Origin of the sequence: Phenylobacterium sp. (assembly GCF_013911965.1) — a bacterium.
Classification (GTDB): Bacteria; Pseudomonadota; Alphaproteobacteria; order Caulobacterales; family Caulobacteraceae; genus Phenylobacterium.
This window is the reverse complement of the sequence record NZ_JACESE010000003.1, coordinates 213326-228469: the sequence shown is the minus strand read 5'-3', so window position 1 is coordinate 228469 and position 15144 is coordinate 213326. Positions and strand designations below refer to the sequence as shown.

Genomic DNA, 15144 nt, shown 5'->3' with positions numbered 1-15144 from the left:
ATTTGAAGCCGCAGGGCGCCGCAAGCGCCGCTGTGTTCACGAGCCCGTGAGGTGAGCAACTCGACCGCGCCGGTTCGCGTAAAGGTGCGGACCGTCCGTCGGCGGCCGCGTCCGAGCGCCGCGCCCGTTCCGACGGCGACTGGAAACGGAACCTAAGAGGAAGATCGATGCATCTGACCCGCCTTATGACCGCCACGGCCGCCGCCGCCCTGATGGCCGCCTCGGCTCACGCCCAGGTCGCGCCCGCCGATCCCACGGCCTCCACGCCGTCGGAAGGCATCCCGGCGGCCCAGGCCGGCGCCGCCGAGCGCACCGGCGTGGCGGGCTCGGCCATGAACGAGGTCAAGCCGAACGGCGACATGGTGGAGACCCTGAAGGGGGCGGGCCAGTTCAACACCCTGGTGAAGGCGCTCGACGCCACCAACCTGACCGGCGTGCTGAAGAACAACAGCAACCTCACCGTCTTCGCGCCGACCGACCAGGCTTTCGCCGCCCTGCCGGCGGGTGAGCTGGATCGGCTGATGCAGCCCGAGAACCGGGCCGATCTGCAGAAGCTGCTCACCTATCACCTGATCAATGCGCGTCTCGACTCGACCCGGATCGACGGCGCCAAGGGCCCGGTTCCCACGGTGGCCGGCGAGAATGTCCAGCTGGACGGCAGCGGCGAGGCTCTGATGGTCGGCCAGGCCGAAATCGTTCAGGCCGACGTCATGGCCTCGAACGGCGTCATCCATGTGGTCGACAAGGTGCTCATGCCGGGCGCCATGCCTGAGGCCTCCGCCTCGGCCGGCGGGCAGGGTGCGGCGGCGGCCGACGGCGCCGCCGACATGGAGGCCGACGCGGCCGCTTCGGCCGAGACCAGCGGCTCGGACACGTCGGCCATGGTCGGCGCGGCCTCCAGCCCGCCGGCGGCCGCCGGCGCAGCGCGCGATGCGGCTGCGCAGATCGATGTTAGCGCCGCCACCATGCAACCCATTCCGGACACACCGGAAAACCGCGCCGAACACGGCGCCCCGCTCTCGAGCGCCGGTAAGCGCACCGCGCCCCAGGGCAACTAAGCCGAAGGCCCGCCAGGACGGCGGGGGGGACCTGCGGGCTTCATCCAAACGCCAAGGAGTGCAGGAATGAAACTCAAGCTTATCCTCCCCGCCGCGTCCGCCGTGGCGCTCGCCGCCGCGGCCATGCCGGCCGCCGCCCAGATGGGTCAGTCCACCCAGCCGGACGCCACCCCGAACATGTCGGGCCCGGCCTCGGCCAAGGACTCGAAGACGGGTCTGCCGTCGGTGGACTCGACCCGGGCGACCGGCGCCGATCAGGGCCATACCCACATGCCGGAGGGACAGATTTCCGGTGATGCGGAGGCTTCGGTGAATCCGCCGAACATGTCCGCGCGCACGGGCATGTCGTCGGACGCCTCGATGTCCCCCGACTCCCAGTCCGCCGACGCGCGGATGAAGGGCGAGACGGGCGGCTATGAGGCTCAGTCGGCCGCTCAGGCCGGCACGATGGCCTCCAGCACCGGAGCTGGAATGGATGTCGAGCTGGTGACCAACGGCCCGATTCCCGACACGGCTGAGAACCGCGCCCAGTTCGGCGGGCCGAACTCCCGCGCGGGCAAGGCCACGGCGCCGAGTGGCAACTGATTAGGCGCCATGCGCGCGCTTGATGCACAGGTCGGCGGGCCCTATGGTCCGCCGACTTTTTTTGCGCCTGCAAAATCGCCGTCGGATGTCCTCAGAAAAGCCTCTCTCGTTTCAGGGCCTGATCCTGAAACTCCACGACTATTGGAGCCGCCAAGGCTGCGTGATTCTGCAGCCGCATGACGTGGAGGTGGGGGCAGGGACCCTGCATCCCGCGACGGTGCTTCGTGCGCTCGGTCCCAAGCCCTGGCGTGCGGCCTATGTCCAGCCCTCGCGCCGGCCGGCCGACGGCCGCTATGGTGAAAACCCGAACCGGCTGCAGCACTATTACCAGTACCAGGTCATCCTGAAGCCGAACCCGGACGACCTGCAGGATCTCTATCTGGGCAGCCTGGAGGCCATCGGCCTCGACACGCGCCTGCACGACATCCGCTTCGTCGAGGACGACTGGGAAAATCCCACCGTCGGCGCCTGGGGCCTGGGCTGGGAGGTCTGGTGCGACGGCATGGAGGTGACGCAGTACACCTACTTCCAGCAGGTGGGCGGCCTCGACGTCTGGCCGGTGGCCGGCGAGCTGACCTATGGCCTGGAGCGGCTGGCCATGTACCTGCAGGGCGTCGACCACTTCACCGATCTGGCCTTCAACGATCCCGACGGTCCCGAACCCAAGACCTATGGCGAAGTGTTCCTGGAGAACGAGCGCCAGCAGTCGACGGCCAATTTCGAGGGCTATGACGTGGCCCGTCTGAAACGCCACTTCGAGGACATGGAGACCGAGGTGCCGCGCCTGCTCGCCCTGAAGGGCCCGCAAGGCCAGGCCAGCGTGCTGCCGGCCTACGACCAGGTGCTGAAGGCCAGCCACCTGTTCAACCTGATGGACGCCCGGGGCGCGATCGCCGTGGCCGAACGCCAGAGCTATATCGGCCGCATCCGCGACCTGACCAAGATGTGCGCCGAGGCCTGGGTGGCCAATGAAGGGGGCAACGCTTAAGGCCATGCCTCAGCTTCTTCTTGAGCTCTTCTCCGAAGAGATTCCCGCGCGCATGCAGGCTCAGGCCGGCCGCGATCTGGAGCGGATGGCGCGCGAGCGCCTGGCCGAGCAGGGCTTCCTGCCCGAGGCCATGACCGCCTTCGCCGGCCCGCGCCGCCTGACCCTGGTGGTCGAAGGCCTGCCCGAAGCCCAGGCCGACCGCGTGGAGGAACGCAAAGGCCCCCGCGTCGGCGCGCCGGAAAAGGCCATGGAAGGCTTCCTGCGCTCCACGGGTCTGACCCAGGACCAGCTTGTCGAGCAGGACGGCGTCTGGTTCGCCAGGATCGAGCGCAAGGGCCGGCCGACGCCGGAGATCATCGCCGAGATGGTCGAGGCCATCGTCCGCGGCTTCCCCTGGCCCAAGTCGATGACCTGGGGGCGGGGGACGCTGCGCTGGGTCCGGCCGCTGAAGCGGATCGTCTGCCTGTTCGACGGCGCCGTCGTGCCGTTCAGCATCGACGGCATCCAAAGCGGCGACGTCACCGAAGGTCACCGCTTCATGGGCGAGGCCCAACCCTTCCGGGTGAAGGACTTCGACAGCTATCAGGCGGGGCTCGCCGCCCACTTCGTCGTGCTCGACGTGGAGGAGCGCAAGGCGCGGATCATGGACGGGGCGCGCACCCTCTGCTTTGCGCGCAATCTGGAGCTCGTCGAGGACGAGGGCCTGCTGGCCGAGGTCGCCGGCCTGGCCGAATGGCCGACGCCGGTGCTGGGCGACATGGACCCGGCCTTCCTCGACCTGCCGCCGGAGGTGATCCGCACCTCCATGCGCACGCACCAGAAGTACTTCGCCGTCCGCGACCCGGCGCGGGAGGGGCTGGCGCCGCACTTCGTGACGGTCGCCAATGTCGATGCGCCCGACGGCGGCAAGGTCATCGCCGCGGGCAACGCCAAGGTGCTGTCGGCGCGCCTGTCCGACGCGCGCTTCTTCTGGGACGAGGATCGCAAGGTCCGCCTGGAGGACCGGCTGGAGAAGCTGAAGGGCGTCACCTTCCACGCCAAACTCGGCTCCATGTTCGAGCGGGTCGAGCGCATCGCGACCCTGGCTGAGCGTCTGGCGCCGCTGGTCGCCGCCGACCCGCAGGTCGCGGCCCAGGCTGCGCGCCTGGCCAAGGCGGACCTCGTCACCGGCATGGTGGGCGAGTTCCCGGAACTGCAGGGCCTGATGGGCGGCTATTACGCCCGCGCCGAAGGCCTGGACCCGGCGGTCGCCGACGCTGTCCGCGATCACTACAGGCCGCAGGGCCCGGCCGATGCGGTCCCGGCGACCCCGGCCGGCAAGGCCGTGGCGCTCGCCGACAAGCTCGACACCCTCATCGGCTTCTTCTCCATCGACGAGAAGCCCACCGGCTCCAAGGATCCCTACGCCCTGCGGCGCGCGGCGCTGGGCGTCATCCGGATCGTGCTCGAGGGCGGCGTGCGCCTGCCGCTGCGCGAGATCGCCGGCGACGACCTGGTCGCCTTCTTCGCAGATCGCCTCAAGGTGCTGCTGAGGGAGCAGGGCAAGCGCCACGACCTCGTCGATGCGGTTTTCGCCTTGGGCGACGACGACCTCGTCCGTATCGTCGCGCGGGTGGAAGCGCTGGACGGGTTCCTCACCACCGACGACGGAGCCAACCTGTTGGCCGGTTACAAGCGCGCGACCAACATCCTCAAGGCCGAGGAGAAGAAGGGCCCGCTGCCCGTGGGCGCGGCGGTCGCCATGTCTGATGCGCCGGCCGCCGAGACGGCCCTGGTCGGGGCGCTGCAGACGGTCGAACCGCGGGTGGCGGAGACGCTCGCCCGCGAAGACTTCGTGGCCGCGATGCAGGCATTGGCGGCCCTGCGCGGCCCCGTGGACGCCTTTTTCGAAGAAGTGCTGGTGAACTCCGAGGTCGCCGCGGAACGGGACAACCGACTGCGGCTTCTGACCCAGGTCCGCGACGCCATGGGGCGCGTGGCGGACTTCAGCCAAGTGACGGGATGATTGGGACGATGACGAGCCTGACCAAGACGCGTTGGGTCTACGCCTTCGGCGGCGGGTCCGCCGACGGCGACGCTTCCATGCGGAATCTGCTGGGCGGCAAGGGCGCCAACCTGGCGGAGATGTCCTCCCTGGGCCTGCCGGTGCCGCCCGGCTTCACCATCACCACCGAGTGCTGCACGCACTACTACGCCAACGAGCGCAACTATCCCGGCGACCTGACCGATCAGGTCGAGGCGGGGCTCGCCCGCGTGGAGGAGCTGACCGGCAAGCGCTTCGGCGACGCGACCAATCCGCTGCTGGTCTCCGTCCGCTCCGGCGCCCGCGCCTCCATGCCCGGCATGATGGACACCGTCCTGAACCTGGGCCTGAACGACGAGACGGTGGAGGGGCTCGCCAAGCTGTCGGGCGACCGCCGCTTCGCCTTCGATTCCTATCGCCGCTTCATCCAGATGTATTCGAACGTGGTGCTCGACCTCGACCACCACATGTTCGAGGAGATCCTGGACGAGCATAAGGAGCGCCTGGACGTCACCGTCGACACCGCCCTGTCCGCCCAGGACTGGGAGAAGGTCGTCGCCGACTACAAGAAGGCGGTCGCCGCCGAACTCGGCTCGGACTTCCCGCAGGACCCCAAGGCGCAGCTCTGGGGCGCCATCGGCGCGGTCTTCGCCAGCTGGATGAACGACCGGGCCAAGTTCTATCGCCGCATGCATGACATCCCCGAGAGCTGGGGCACCGCGGTGAACGTCCAGTCGATGGTCTTCGGCAATATGGGCGAGACCTCGGCCACGGGCGTGGCCTTCACGCGCAATCCGTCCACGGGCGAGGCCCGCCTCTACGGCGAGTTCCTGATCAACGCCCAGGGCGAGGACGTGGTCGCCGGCATCCGCACGCCCCAGGCCCTGACCAAGATCGCCCGCGAGGAGATGGGCGACAAGCAGCCCTCGATGGAAGAGGCGCTGCCGGAGGTGTTCCAGCAGTTCAAGGACGTGGTGGAGCGGCTGGAAAGCCACTACCGCGACATGCAGGACATCGAGTTCACGGTCGAGCAGGGCCGTCTGTACATGCTGCAGACGCGCAACGGGAAGCGCACGGCCAAGGCTGCGCTCAAGATCGCCGTCGACCTGGCCGAACAGGGCGTGATCACCAGGGAAGAGGCGGTGATGCGGGTCGAGCCGGCGTCCCTCGACCAGCTCCTTCACCCGACGATCGATCCCGGCAGCGAGCGCGACGTCATCGCCGTCGGCCTGCCGGCTTCGCCCGGCGCCGCCACGGGCAAGGTCGTGTTCGACGCCGACGAGGCCGAGCGCCTGGCCGCCATCCACGAGGCGGTCATCCTGGTCCGCGACGAGACGAGCCCGGAAGACATCCACGGCATGCACGCGGCCAAGGCGATCCTGACCGCCCGCGGCGGCATGACCAGCCACGCCGCCGTGGTCGCGCGCGGCATGGGCCGCCCCTGCGTCTCCGGCGCCGGGGAAATCCAGATCCACGCCAAGGCGGGCGAGTTCCGCGCCCGCGGCCGCACCTTCAAGGCCGGCGACGTGGTCACCGTCGATGGATCGACCGGCGAGGTCCTGGCCGGCGCGGTCAAGATGATCGAGCCGGAACTGACCGGCGACTTCGCGACCCTGATGACCTGGGCCGACGGCTCGCGCCGGCTGAAGGTCCGCGCCAACGCCGAGACGCCGCTGGACGCGCGCACCGCGCGTCAGTTCGGCGCCGAGGGCATCGGCCTCTGCCGCACCGAGCACATGTTCTTCGAAGAGGATCGGATCTCCGCCGTGCGCGAGATGATCCTGGCCGACGACGAAAAGGGCCGCCGGACCGCGCTCGCCAAGATCCTGCCCATGCAGCGGGCCGACTTCGTCGAACTCTTCACCATCATGGAGGGCCTGCCGGTCACCATCCGGCTGCTCGACCCGCCGCTGCACGAGTTCCTTCCGCACACTGAGGAAGACCTCAAGGCGCTGGCCGAGGCCTCCGGCATCGAGATCGGCAAGCTCGAGCGCCGGGTGAAGGAGCTGCACGAGACCAATCCCATGCTCGGCCACCGCGGCTGCCGCCTGGGCGTCTCCTATCCTGAGATCTACGAGATGCAGGTGCGGGCCATCTTCGAGGCGGCCTGCGAGATCGCCGAGAGCGGCAAGACCCCGCCGTGCCCGGAGATCATGCACCCGCTGGTGGCCAAGGGCGAGGAGATGAAGTTCCTCCGCCAGCTCACCGACCGGGTCGCCAAGGAGGTGCTCGCCGAGCGCAAGCAGGACTTCCCCTATCTCGTCGGCACCATGGTCGAGCTGCCGCGCGCCGCCATCCGGGCGGGCGACCTGGCGGAGAACGCCGAGTTCTTCTCCTTCGGCACCAACGACCTGACCCAGACGACCTTCGGCATCAGCCGCGACGACTCCGGCCGCTTCCTCGCCGCCTATATGGAGAAGGGCATCTTCGAGAAGGATCCCTTCGTCAGCCTCGACCAGGAGGGCGTCGGCGACCTGATCCGCATCGCCACCGAGCGCGGCCGGGCCCAACGTCCCGGGATGAAGCTCGGCATCTGCGGCGAGCACGGCGGCGACCCGGCCTCCATCGACTTCTGCGAGAAGGTCGGCCTCGACTATGTGAGCTGCTCGCCCTACCGTGTGCCGATCGCCCGCCTGGCGGCTGCGCAGTCGGCCGTCGGCGAGCGCGAGAAGGACCGCTAGGCATGAAGACCCCCGCCAAGTCTCCCATCCAGATCCGCACCGCGGTGGCGAAGGGGGCCGAGGCGGGCGGCGCGGCTGCGCTCGGCGCGGCCGCGATCGGAGCTCTTGCGCTGGGCGCGGTGGCGCTCGGTGCGCTCGCCATCGGCCGGCTCAGCATCGGCCGGGCGCGGGTTCGCCGGCTCGAAGTCGACGAACTGGTGATTCGGCGTCTGTCGACGCCGGACCGCTGAAGCCGCCTCAGCGCTTCCTGACGAACACCGTACCGGCCGAATAGCCGGCGCCGAAGGAGCAGATCAGCCCCGTCTCGCCGGCGGCGAAGCCGTCATTGGCCTTGTGGAAGGCGATGATCGAGCCGGCCGAGGAGGTGTTGGCGAATTCGTCGAGGATGATGACGTTCTCGCCCGGCGCCGGTTCGCGGCCCAGCACCCGCTTTCCGATCAGCTCGTTCATGTTGATATTGGCCTGGTGGAGCCACAGCCGCTTGAGCGCCGTGGGGTCGAGGCCCAGCTCGGCGGCGTGGTCGACGATCATCTCCGACACCATCGGGACCACTTCGCGGAAGACCTTGCGGCCCTCCTGGACGAAGAGCTTGTCCTTGGCGCCGATCCCTTCCGGCGCGGCCCGGTTCAGGAAGCCGAAGTTGTTGCGGATGTTGTTGGAGAACACCGTCTTCAGCCGCGTGCCGATCACGTCCCAGCCCTGGCCGGGCGCGGCCTCGTCGGCCGCCTCGACGATGACGGCGGTCGCCACGTCGCCGAAGATGAAGTGGCTGTCGCGGTCGCGGAAGTTCAGATGGCCCGAGGTGATCTCCGGGTTCACCATCAGCACCGCGCGCGCCGAGCCCGTGGCGATGTAGTCGGCCGCGGTCTTGATGCCGAAGGTGGCCGACGAGCAGGCCACGTTCATATCGTAGGCGAAGCCGTCGACGCCGAGCGCCTGCTGCACCTCGATGGCCATGGCCGGATAGGCCCGCTGCATGTTGGAGGCGGCGCAGATCACGGCGTCGATCCGGCTGGCCGGCTTGCCCCAGGCCGCGATCGCCTGTTCGGCGGCGGCCACGGCGATCTCGGCGAGGATCGAGATCTCCTCGTTGGGCCGTTCCGGTATGATCGGGCGCATGACCTCGGGGTCGACCAGCCCGGACTTGTCCATCACATAGCGCGACTTGATGCCCGAGGCCTTCTCGATGAAGGCCTCGGAGGAGGGGGTCAGGGCCTCGACCTCCCCGGCGGCGATGGCCTCGGCGTTGGCCGCGTTGAAGCGCTCCACATAGGCGTTGAAGGTGGCCACAAGCTCGGCGTTCGAAAGGCTGTGCGGCGGGGTGTAGAGGCCGGTCGCGGCGATGACGGCGTTACGCAAGTCGCTTCTCCGATGGCGGCCTCTTTCGGGCCGATGCGCCGTTGATAGCACGTCGCGGGGAGGGCGCCGCAAGCCGGTGTTGCCCTCGGGCCACAGATGGCGGCGGCCCTTGGAAAGTCGGCGAACCGACAGGAATCCGCCGCGTTTGGCCGCCACCTAGGACGGGCTCGGGGGAGCGCGAAGAACACGGAGTAAAAGCGTATGAAGTCTCTCATCACCGCCGCCTCGACCCTCGCCGTCCTCGCCGCCGTTCCGGCCCTGGCCCAGGCCCAGACCCTGTCGAGCCCGGAAATCTACGGCTCCGTCGGCTACGCCCAGAGCCGCACCGAAGGCGTCGATCTCGGCGCGATCCAGGGGCGCGTCGGCGCCAAGCTCAATCCCTACTTCGGCGTCGAAGGCGAACTGGCCGCAGGCGTGAAGGACGACGACTACCAGCCGCCGGTGAGCATCGGCGGGTCGCCGATCAATGTCGAACTGAACCACAGCGCCGCCATCTACGGCGTGGGCTTCCTGCCGGTGCGGCCGAACGCCGACCTCTATGCTCGGGTCGGTTACGGCACGACGGAGATCGAGACCTCCGCCGCCGGCATCTCGCAGACCGGCGACGGCGACAGCTGGAACTATGGCGTCGGCGGCCGCTACTTCATCGACGGCCAGAACGGCGTCCAACTCGACTACACCCGCCACGACTTCCAGGACGACGGCGGCGAAGCCGACGTCTGGTCGATCGGCTACGTCCGCAAGTTCTGATCGGCTCCGGCCGAGCCATAGCGGCCACAATGCGGCGCGCCCGGTGTCCGGGCGCGCCGTTTTGCTGCCTTGACCACGGTCGCCGGACGGGAGAGCGTCGCGCCAGGGAGGAAAAAAGACCTTGGACAAGGCGTTCTTTCTGCAGTTCGCGGGCTCCATGGGCGCGGTCGCCGCCTTGGTCGGCCTCGCCGCCTGGGCTCGCCACGGCCGCCCCGCGCCGGCCCTCGACGAAGCCCGGGCCCGCGCCCTGTTCGCCGAGGAGTTTCCGGCCGCACGTATCGATCGCCTGTGGATCGCCCGCGACGGCAAGGGCGCCCTGGCGCGATCGGGAGCCAAGGCGCTGGTGCTGATGCAGGTCGGCGACGGCCATGCCGCGCGCTGCACCTGCTGGGCGCAGGTCTCCGCGGCGATGTTCCGCAACGGGCGGCTGCGCATCGAACTCGGGGAAGTCGCCGCGCCGCGGGCCGAACTCGCCTTCGACCAGTGGCCGCCGGCGGACCTCGCCGCATGAAGGACCTCGACCCGGTCACCCTGGCCACGCCTTTCTTCATTCTGGCCATCATCCTGGAGATCGTTCTGGCGCGCCTTGGCCGGGCCAAGGCGAATTACGAGCCCAAGGACACCCTGGTCTCGCTCGCCATGGGCCTGGGCAGCACCGTGGCCGGCCTCGCCACGGCGGGCGTCGTCTTCGCCGCCAGCCTGTGGGTCTACCAGCATCGACTGTTCGACATTCCGATGTCGGCCGCCTGGGCGTGGCTCGCCGTCTTCCTTCTGGAGGACCTGACCTACTACTGGTTCCACCGGCTGGCGCACGAGCGGCGGTTCTGGTGGGCCAGCCACGTCAACCACCACACGTCCCAGCACTACAATCTCTCCACCGCCCTGCGGCAGACCTGGACGGGCGGGGTGGCCGGGACATGGCTGCTCTGGCTTCCGCTCTCCTTCATCGGCTTCCCGCCGGCCATGGTGGCGATCCAGAAGGGGATCAGCCTCGTCTACCAGTTCTGGATCCACACCGAGGCGATCGGAAGGATGCCGCGCTGGTTCGAGGCGGTCTTCAACACGCCGTCGCATCACCGGGTCCACCACGCCCGCAACCCGCGCTATCTGGACCGGAACTATGCCGGCATCCTCATCGTCTGGGACCGCCTGTTCGGCACCTTCCAGCCGGAGCTGGACGAGGAGCCCTGCCGCTACGGCGTGGTGAAGAACCTGGCGACGTTCAACCTGTTGCGGGTGGCCTTCCACGAGTGGGCGGCCATCGGCCGGGATATCGTCCGCCAGCCCCGGCACGCCGTCGGCTGGCTCTTCGGCCCCCCCGGCTGGAGCCCGGACGGCAGCCGCGAGACCTCCGACCAGATCCGCGCCCGTTGGGCCGCCGCCCGGCCGCAGATCACTCCCGCAGCAGCGGAAGCGACAGGCCCGACACCGGACGCGCGCTCAGGATCTCCCGCCTGAAGCGGAAGAGCTCGGCGGGGCGGCCGCCGGTGTCGGCGTCCATCCGGCCGATCCCTTCCACCAGCCCGCTCCGCTCCAGGGCCCGGCGGAAGTTCTGCTTGTGCAGGGGCACGCCCGTCAGCGCCTCGACCGCCCGCTGCAGGGCTGAGAGCGTGAAGGTCTCGGGCATCAGTTCGAAGACCACCGGCCGGTACTTGATCTTGCCCCGCAGGCGGCTGAGCGCCGTCGCCAGAATACGGCGGTGGTCCGAGATCATCGGTTCGCCGAGCGCCGCCTTGAGCGCGTCGGAGCGCTCGCCGCTCGATTCGCCGCGGTCGCGGCCGGCTTCCGGCGCCAGCCCCGCGCCGTAGAGCAGTTCATACCGCTCGAGCACGCGCTCCTCGTTCCAGGGCGAGCCGTCCAGGGCGAAGGCGAGCCTCGCCCGCGCCAGACGCCCTTCGCGATGCGGGGGCGGCGCGGCGGCCGACCACTGCCGCAGCGCGTCCTCGATCGGCTCCATGGCCGCCGGCCGGCCGTTGCGCCAGTCCTCCCAGGGAAAGAAGCGAGTCCAGGGCGACCAGGCGGTGTCGGGCGCGTGGGTCTCCACTGCGGCGGGCGTCAGGGCGAGGTAGCCGATGGAGATCACCCGGCCGGCGCCTTCCTCGCCTTCGCCCATGTCGGCCAGCGGCGCGTCGCGGCCGCGATCGCCGAAAGTGTAGAGCTGCTCCACATAGCCCAGCTCGAACCGCGTCTGGGCCGTCACGAAGGCGCGCAGGGCGAGCTCGAACGTTCGGTGGCCGGCCGGGTCGAACGGGCCGAACGGCAGGCCCGACAGGGGCGAGGCCTCGCCGCTCGCGCTATCCCGCGGCCGAACCGTCAGCACCATGGCTTCGCCGTCGCGTACGGCGACCACCACGGCCGAAAGGCCGATGACGACGGGAGGTTGGCTCATCGCCGCACTCTTGCGCGATCAGTGCCGCGGGGGAAAGTCGAAGGGAACGCCCATGCTGACGAAACTGCTCGCGCCCATGGCCTCGACCGCATCCACCATGCGGCCGCCGCGGCCGAGCATATCGTCCGCCAGGGCGATGATCCGCCGGTTCGGATAGGCGTGCGGCGCGAGCCGCCGCATGGTGCGGGCGATCGCCGTCTCGTCGATCTGCGGGTTGCGCGCGCAGGCCAGGGTGAAGGCGCTGGCGGTGGATCGGCTGATGCCCGCCCAGCAGTGGACGATCATCGGCGAAGCCTCGTCCCAGGTCTCCCCGAAGGCGATCAGCCGCTCCACCACGGATTCGTCCGGGCACACCATGCCGTCCATCGGCTCGGCGATGTCGTTGATGCCGATGCGCAGGTGGCGCTCGGCGTGGATTCCCTCGGGCGTCTCGATCATCGATTCGGGGCTGAGCAGCGTCACCACGTGCGAAGGGCGGCGCGCGGCCACCAGTCCCGGCAGGTCGGCAAGTCCGCAGACGATCAGGGTCATGGCTACTCCGTATCGAAGGCGGCGTCGGCGGGTGCAAAGCCGGCGGCTTCGGAGAGGACGTGATAGCGCTGCACATAGCGCTCCTGCGCCTGCGACGGGGGCAGGGGCTCGATCCGCAGATCGTAGCCCTCCGGCGGGGCGCCGAAGAAGTCCAGGGCCTCGGCCTTGCTGAACCCTGCAAGCTGGGTGGCTTCGAAGTGGGCGCAGGCGTGGTCGGCCTGCTTGATCAGCGTCTTCACCCAGGCGGGCGGCTTGGCCGGCAGGCCGAAGCGGACGTGGATCGCCGTCTCCAGCCGTTCCTCGAACACCTTGTAGTCGAAGCCGAGGGCGGCCTTGAACGGCGAGATCATGTCGCCGATGACGTACTCGGCCGCATCGTGGAGCAGGGCCGCCAGCCGCCATTTCGGCGCGATGTCCGGCTGGATGTGGGCCACGATCTCCTCCACCACCAGCGAATGCTGGGCCACGGAGAAGGCGTGGTCGCCCAGGGTCTGGCCGTTCCAGCGCGCGACGCGGGCGAGGCCGTGGGCGATATCCTCGATCTCGATGTCCATGGGCGAGGGGTCGAGCAGGTCTAGCCGTCGCCCCGACAGCATGCGCTGCCAGGCCCGGGGTTCCGTCGTTCGGCGACGCAGCCCTTTTCTCACCGAAGCGTTCCTCTCAAGGTTTCATGGTCAAGGCGGTCGACCACCGGTTGGATTGGCAAAGATCAATGCGAAGATCGACCCCGGCCCCATCATCGGGACGATAGGAAAGGGAAGCAAATGACCTGGGCGAGAATCATGGCGCCGCTGTCTGGCGGCGAGAGCGACCGCGCCGTGCTGGAGGCCGGCGCCCTGATCGCCGGCGCATTCGATGCGCGTCTGGCGGGCGTCTATACCCCGGCCGACGTGGCCGACGTCATGCCCTGGATGGGCGAGGGCTTCATGGGCGGGGTGCAGGCCACGGCGCTGGAGTCGCTCAAGGAAGCCGCCGCCGTGGGCGAGCGGAAAGCCCGCGAGGCCATGGACGGCGTCGCCTATGGGAACAAGGCCTTCATCGCCCTGGAGACACCGGTCTGGGCGAACCTCTCGGCCGAAAGCCGGCTGTCCGACGTGGTGATCTTCTCCGATGAGCCGGCCCGGGGACGCGGCGCCCTGGCGGAGGCCTTCCAGGAGTTGCTCGCCGACGAGCAGCGACCGGTCATTATCGCCCGCCCGGGCCTGAAGGTCGGGGGCGTCGTGGCCGTCGCCTGGGATGGCGGCAAGGAGGCCTCCCGCGCCGCCCGCCAGTCGACCCCCCTGCTGCAGAAGGCCGAGAAGGTGGTCATTCTCACGGCCCCGCGTGCGACCACCCGCGCCCACGACCCGGCGCGCCTGCAGGACTACTACGCCGCCCGGGGCGTGAAGGCCGAGGTCGAGGTTCTGCCCGATTCCGGCGAGGCCGCGCCCATGCTGCTCTACGCGGCCAAGAAGGCCGGGGCAGACATCCTGGTGGCCGGCGCCTTCGGTCACCCGCGGCTTCAGGAGTTCATCTTCGGCGGCACGACGCGGTCGCTTCTCGCCGCCGATTCCCCGTCTCTGTTCCTGTCCCACTAGTACGAGGTCGATCATGGCCCTTTCGCGCATCGTCATGCGGCTGGCCCGCAACCCCGGCACCGAGTTCTCCGGAGGAGATGATCATCGGGGCTACGCGCTCACGGCGCCGCTGACCTCCGACGGTCATCTGGACGAGGCGGCTTACGCCAAGTCGAAGGACGCCTGCGTGGTGCGCCGGTTCGCACCGGACGAAGATCCCGCCGACGGCCGCCTGGCCCGCCGCGGCAAGCTGTGGTTCTTCGACTACGACGAGGGCGACAGCGAGGACGACGAGCCGTTCTACCGTCTCGGGGAGCACCGGTTCGCCGTCGGCGAATACGTCACGGTCACCGACGACGACGGCCGGCCGCTGACCTACAAGGTCATGGAGGTCGTGCCGGCCTGAGGCTGCGGCGGGGCTCAGACCCCGCCGTTCCGCCGCACCAGGTCGCTGACGTCGTCGTTCATCCCGCCTTCCTCGATGCTCCGGGTGGCGGTGACGACGGCGACGGTCAGGGGGCCGGTCTTCGGTCCGCCCGCCTCATAGCCGACGAAGGCGTAGCCGCCCGGCGCGCGTTCCCCCGCCAGGATGTAGGTGGCGCGAACGCCGCGCTTCTCCCGCGACAGGGCCTCGCCCTTCAGCCGCACGTCACGCGCCACCTTGACGGTGGCGCCGCCCTCGCCGGCGTCGATCCGAACCGGACCGATCTTGATCTGGGCTTCGTCGTCCTCGGCGTCGATGGTGAGGCCGGGGAGATCGATCTTGGCGCCGCCGCCGTCCGCCTCCGCCGTCTCGCGCGCCTCGGCGGCCGCGTCCACGCGGGAGGCCGCCGCATCGGCCCTGGCCTGCGCCTCCACCTGTCGCGCCTGGGCGGCGGTCTCCTCGGAGGCCTGGGCGGAGCCCTGATCGGCCGCGCTGTCGGTGTCCTCCGGCGAGGGCTCGCGGGGGCTGAGGCCCGCCAGTTGCCGCTCCAGTTCGGCGAGGGTGGCGTAGGCGTCGCCCTCGACCGCGACCAGCCGCAGCTCCACGTCCGAACCATCCGCACCGCGATAGCGGCAGGTGCGGCCATCCTCCGCCATGCTCACGCGCGTCAGCCCGCCCTGTTCGGCGGGGCAGTCGAGCCGTCCGGTGGTCGCGGCGCTCTCAACCGTGCGCGCGCAGCCGGCGCTGGCGAGGGCGACGCCCATGGCGCTGAGGATGAGGATGCTTTTCATGGAATTCTC

At 69.6% G+C, this 15144-nt stretch carries 16 protein-coding genes; 11 read left to right on the top strand and 5 right to left on the bottom strand.

Annotation, left to right across the window (positions count from 1 at the left end; genetic code table 11):
- Positions 1-167 precede the first annotated feature (167 nt).
- The 6 genes from H2041_RS04645 to H2041_RS04620 all read left to right on the top strand — a co-directional run bounded on the left by H2041_RS04645 (position 168) and on the right by H2041_RS04620 (position 7565).
- The gene (locus H2041_RS04645; RefSeq protein ID WP_293409964.1) at positions 168-1058 is read left to right on the top strand and encodes a fasciclin domain-containing protein; all 891 of its coding nucleotides are present in this window, start codon (positions 168-170) and stop codon (positions 1056-1058) included.
- 66 nt (positions 1059-1124) lie between these two features.
- A complete protein-coding gene (locus H2041_RS04640) occupies positions 1125-1643 on the top strand; it encodes a hypothetical protein (RefSeq protein WP_293409961.1) in 519 nt (172 codons plus the stop codon).
- An 85-nt stretch (positions 1644-1728) separates the two neighbouring features.
- Entirely contained in the window at positions 1729-2631 is a 903-nt protein-coding gene (locus H2041_RS04635) for a glycine--tRNA ligase subunit alpha (protein WP_293409959.1), read from the top strand.
- A gap of 4 nt (positions 2632-2635) precedes the next feature.
- Complete coding sequence (glyS, locus tag H2041_RS04630; RefSeq protein ID WP_293409957.1) at positions 2636-4636, top strand: glycine--tRNA ligase subunit beta; 2001 nt, start codon at positions 2636-2638, stop codon at positions 4634-4636.
- 8 nt (positions 4637-4644) lie between these two features.
- Positions 4645-7335 carry a pyruvate, phosphate dikinase gene (ppdK, locus tag H2041_RS04625; protein WP_293409956.1) on the top strand — a complete coding sequence of 897 codons (2691 nt, stop codon included), beginning with the start codon at positions 4645-4647 and terminating at the stop codon, positions 7333-7335.
- Positions 7336-7337: 2 nt separating this feature from the next.
- On the top strand, positions 7338-7565 hold the full coding sequence (locus tag H2041_RS04620) for a hypothetical protein (RefSeq protein ID WP_293409955.1): 228 nt from the start codon (positions 7338-7340) through the stop codon (positions 7563-7565).
- Positions 7566-7572: 7 nt separating this feature from the next.
- On the opposite strand, the gene H2041_RS04615 is transcribed toward H2041_RS04620, so the two are convergent.
- Complete coding sequence (locus H2041_RS04615; protein ID WP_293409954.1) at positions 7573-8694, bottom strand: beta-ketoacyl-ACP synthase III; 1122 nt, start codon at positions 8692-8694, stop codon at positions 7573-7575.
- Between the two features lie 201 nt (positions 8695-8895).
- On the opposite strand from H2041_RS04615, the gene H2041_RS04610 reads away from it, so the two are divergent.
- The 3 genes from H2041_RS04610 to H2041_RS04600 all read left to right on the top strand — a co-directional run bounded on the left by H2041_RS04610 (position 8896) and on the right by H2041_RS04600 (position 10902).
- Entirely contained in the window at positions 8896-9444 is a 549-nt protein-coding gene (locus H2041_RS04610) for a porin family protein (RefSeq protein ID WP_293409953.1), read from the top strand.
- A gap of 121 nt (positions 9445-9565) precedes the next feature.
- Positions 9566-9955 carry a hypothetical protein gene (locus H2041_RS04605; RefSeq protein ID WP_293409952.1) on the top strand — a complete coding sequence of 130 codons (390 nt, stop codon included), beginning with the start codon at positions 9566-9568 and terminating at the stop codon, positions 9953-9955.
- Complete coding sequence (locus tag H2041_RS04600) at positions 9952-10902, top strand: sterol desaturase family protein (RefSeq protein WP_293409951.1); 951 nt, start codon at positions 9952-9954, stop codon at positions 10900-10902. The genes H2041_RS04605 and H2041_RS04600 overlap by 4 nt, the downstream gene beginning before the upstream one ends.
- On the opposite strand, the gene H2041_RS04595 is transcribed toward H2041_RS04600, so the two are convergent.
- From H2041_RS04595 to H2041_RS04585, 3 genes are read right to left on the bottom strand one after another with little or no spacing between them, the layout of a single operon-like run.
- Positions 10838-11833: an NAD regulator gene (locus H2041_RS04595; RefSeq protein ID WP_293409950.1), complete on the bottom strand. Its 996-nt coding sequence runs from the start codon at positions 11831-11833 to the stop codon at positions 10838-10840. The two genes, H2041_RS04600 and H2041_RS04595, sit on opposite strands and share 65 nt — an antisense overlap.
- Positions 11834-11851: 18 nt before the next feature.
- Positions 11852-12364 carry a hypothetical protein gene (locus H2041_RS04590; protein ID WP_293409949.1) on the bottom strand — a complete coding sequence of 171 codons (513 nt, stop codon included), beginning with the start codon at positions 12362-12364 and terminating at the stop codon, positions 11852-11854.
- 2 nt (positions 12365-12366) lie between these two features.
- Positions 12367-12960 carry an HD family hydrolase gene (locus tag H2041_RS04585; protein WP_293410081.1) on the bottom strand — a complete coding sequence of 198 codons (594 nt, stop codon included), beginning with the start codon at positions 12958-12960 and terminating at the stop codon, positions 12367-12369.
- A 168-nt stretch (positions 12961-13128) separates the two neighbouring features.
- Between H2041_RS04585 and H2041_RS04580 the strand changes: the two genes are divergently transcribed.
- Both H2041_RS04580 and H2041_RS04575 read left to right on the top strand, forming a co-directional pair.
- Positions 13129-13941 (top strand): universal stress protein, encoded by an 813-nt coding sequence (locus tag H2041_RS04580; protein WP_293409948.1) that lies wholly within the window; start codon positions 13129-13131, stop codon positions 13939-13941.
- A 13-nt stretch (positions 13942-13954) separates the two neighbouring features.
- Positions 13955-14326: a hypothetical protein gene (locus H2041_RS04575; protein WP_293409947.1), complete on the top strand. Its 372-nt coding sequence runs from the start codon at positions 13955-13957 to the stop codon at positions 14324-14326.
- Between the two features lie 14 nt (positions 14327-14340).
- Here the strand turns inward: H2041_RS04575 and H2041_RS04570 are convergent, their stop codons facing one another.
- Positions 14341-15135 (bottom strand): hypothetical protein, encoded by a 795-nt coding sequence (locus H2041_RS04570; protein WP_293409946.1) that lies wholly within the window; start codon positions 15133-15135, stop codon positions 14341-14343.
- Positions 15136-15144 lie beyond the last annotated feature (9 nt).

Bases quoted from the DNA above. Each gene is read 5' to 3' on its own strand.
- H2041_RS04585 (WP_293410081.1), bottom strand. From the start codon at position 12,960: ATGCTGTCGGGGCGACGGCTAGACCTGCTCGACCCCTCGCCCATGGAC.
- H2041_RS04595 (WP_293409950.1), bottom strand. From the start codon at position 11,833: ATGAGCCAACCTCCCGTCGTCATCGGCCTTTCGGCCGTGGTGGTCGCC.
- H2041_RS04645 (WP_293409964.1), top strand. From the start codon at position 168: ATGCATCTGACCCGCCTTATGACCGCCACGGCCGCCGCCGCCCTGATG.
- H2041_RS04635 (WP_293409959.1), top strand. From the start codon at position 1,729: ATGTCCTCAGAAAAGCCTCTCTCGTTTCAGGGCCTGATCCTGAAACTC.
- H2041_RS04610 (WP_293409953.1), top strand. From the start codon at position 8,896: ATGAAGTCTCTCATCACCGCCGCCTCGACCCTCGCCGTCCTCGCCGCC.
- glyS (WP_293409957.1), top strand. From the start codon at position 2,636: ATGCCTCAGCTTCTTCTTGAGCTCTTCTCCGAAGAGATTCCCGCGCGC.
- H2041_RS04575 (WP_293409947.1), top strand. From the start codon at position 13,955: ATGGCCCTTTCGCGCATCGTCATGCGGCTGGCCCGCAACCCCGGCACC.
- H2041_RS04640 (WP_293409961.1), top strand. From the start codon at position 1,125: ATGAAACTCAAGCTTATCCTCCCCGCCGCGTCCGCCGTGGCGCTCGCC.
- H2041_RS04600 (WP_293409951.1), top strand. From the start codon at position 9,952: ATGAAGGACCTCGACCCGGTCACCCTGGCCACGCCTTTCTTCATTCTG.
- ppdK (WP_293409956.1), top strand. From the start codon at position 4,645: ATGACGAGCCTGACCAAGACGCGTTGGGTCTACGCCTTCGGCGGCGGG.
- H2041_RS04580 (WP_293409948.1), top strand. From the start codon at position 13,129: ATGACCTGGGCGAGAATCATGGCGCCGCTGTCTGGCGGCGAGAGCGAC.
- H2041_RS04590 (WP_293409949.1), bottom strand. From the start codon at position 12,364: ATGACCCTGATCGTCTGCGGACTTGCCGACCTGCCGGGACTGGTGGCC.
- H2041_RS04620 (WP_293409955.1), top strand. From the start codon at position 7,338: ATGAAGACCCCCGCCAAGTCTCCCATCCAGATCCGCACCGCGGTGGCG.
- H2041_RS04570 (WP_293409946.1), bottom strand. From the start codon at position 15,135: ATGAAAAGCATCCTCATCCTCAGCGCCATGGGCGTCGCCCTCGCCAGC.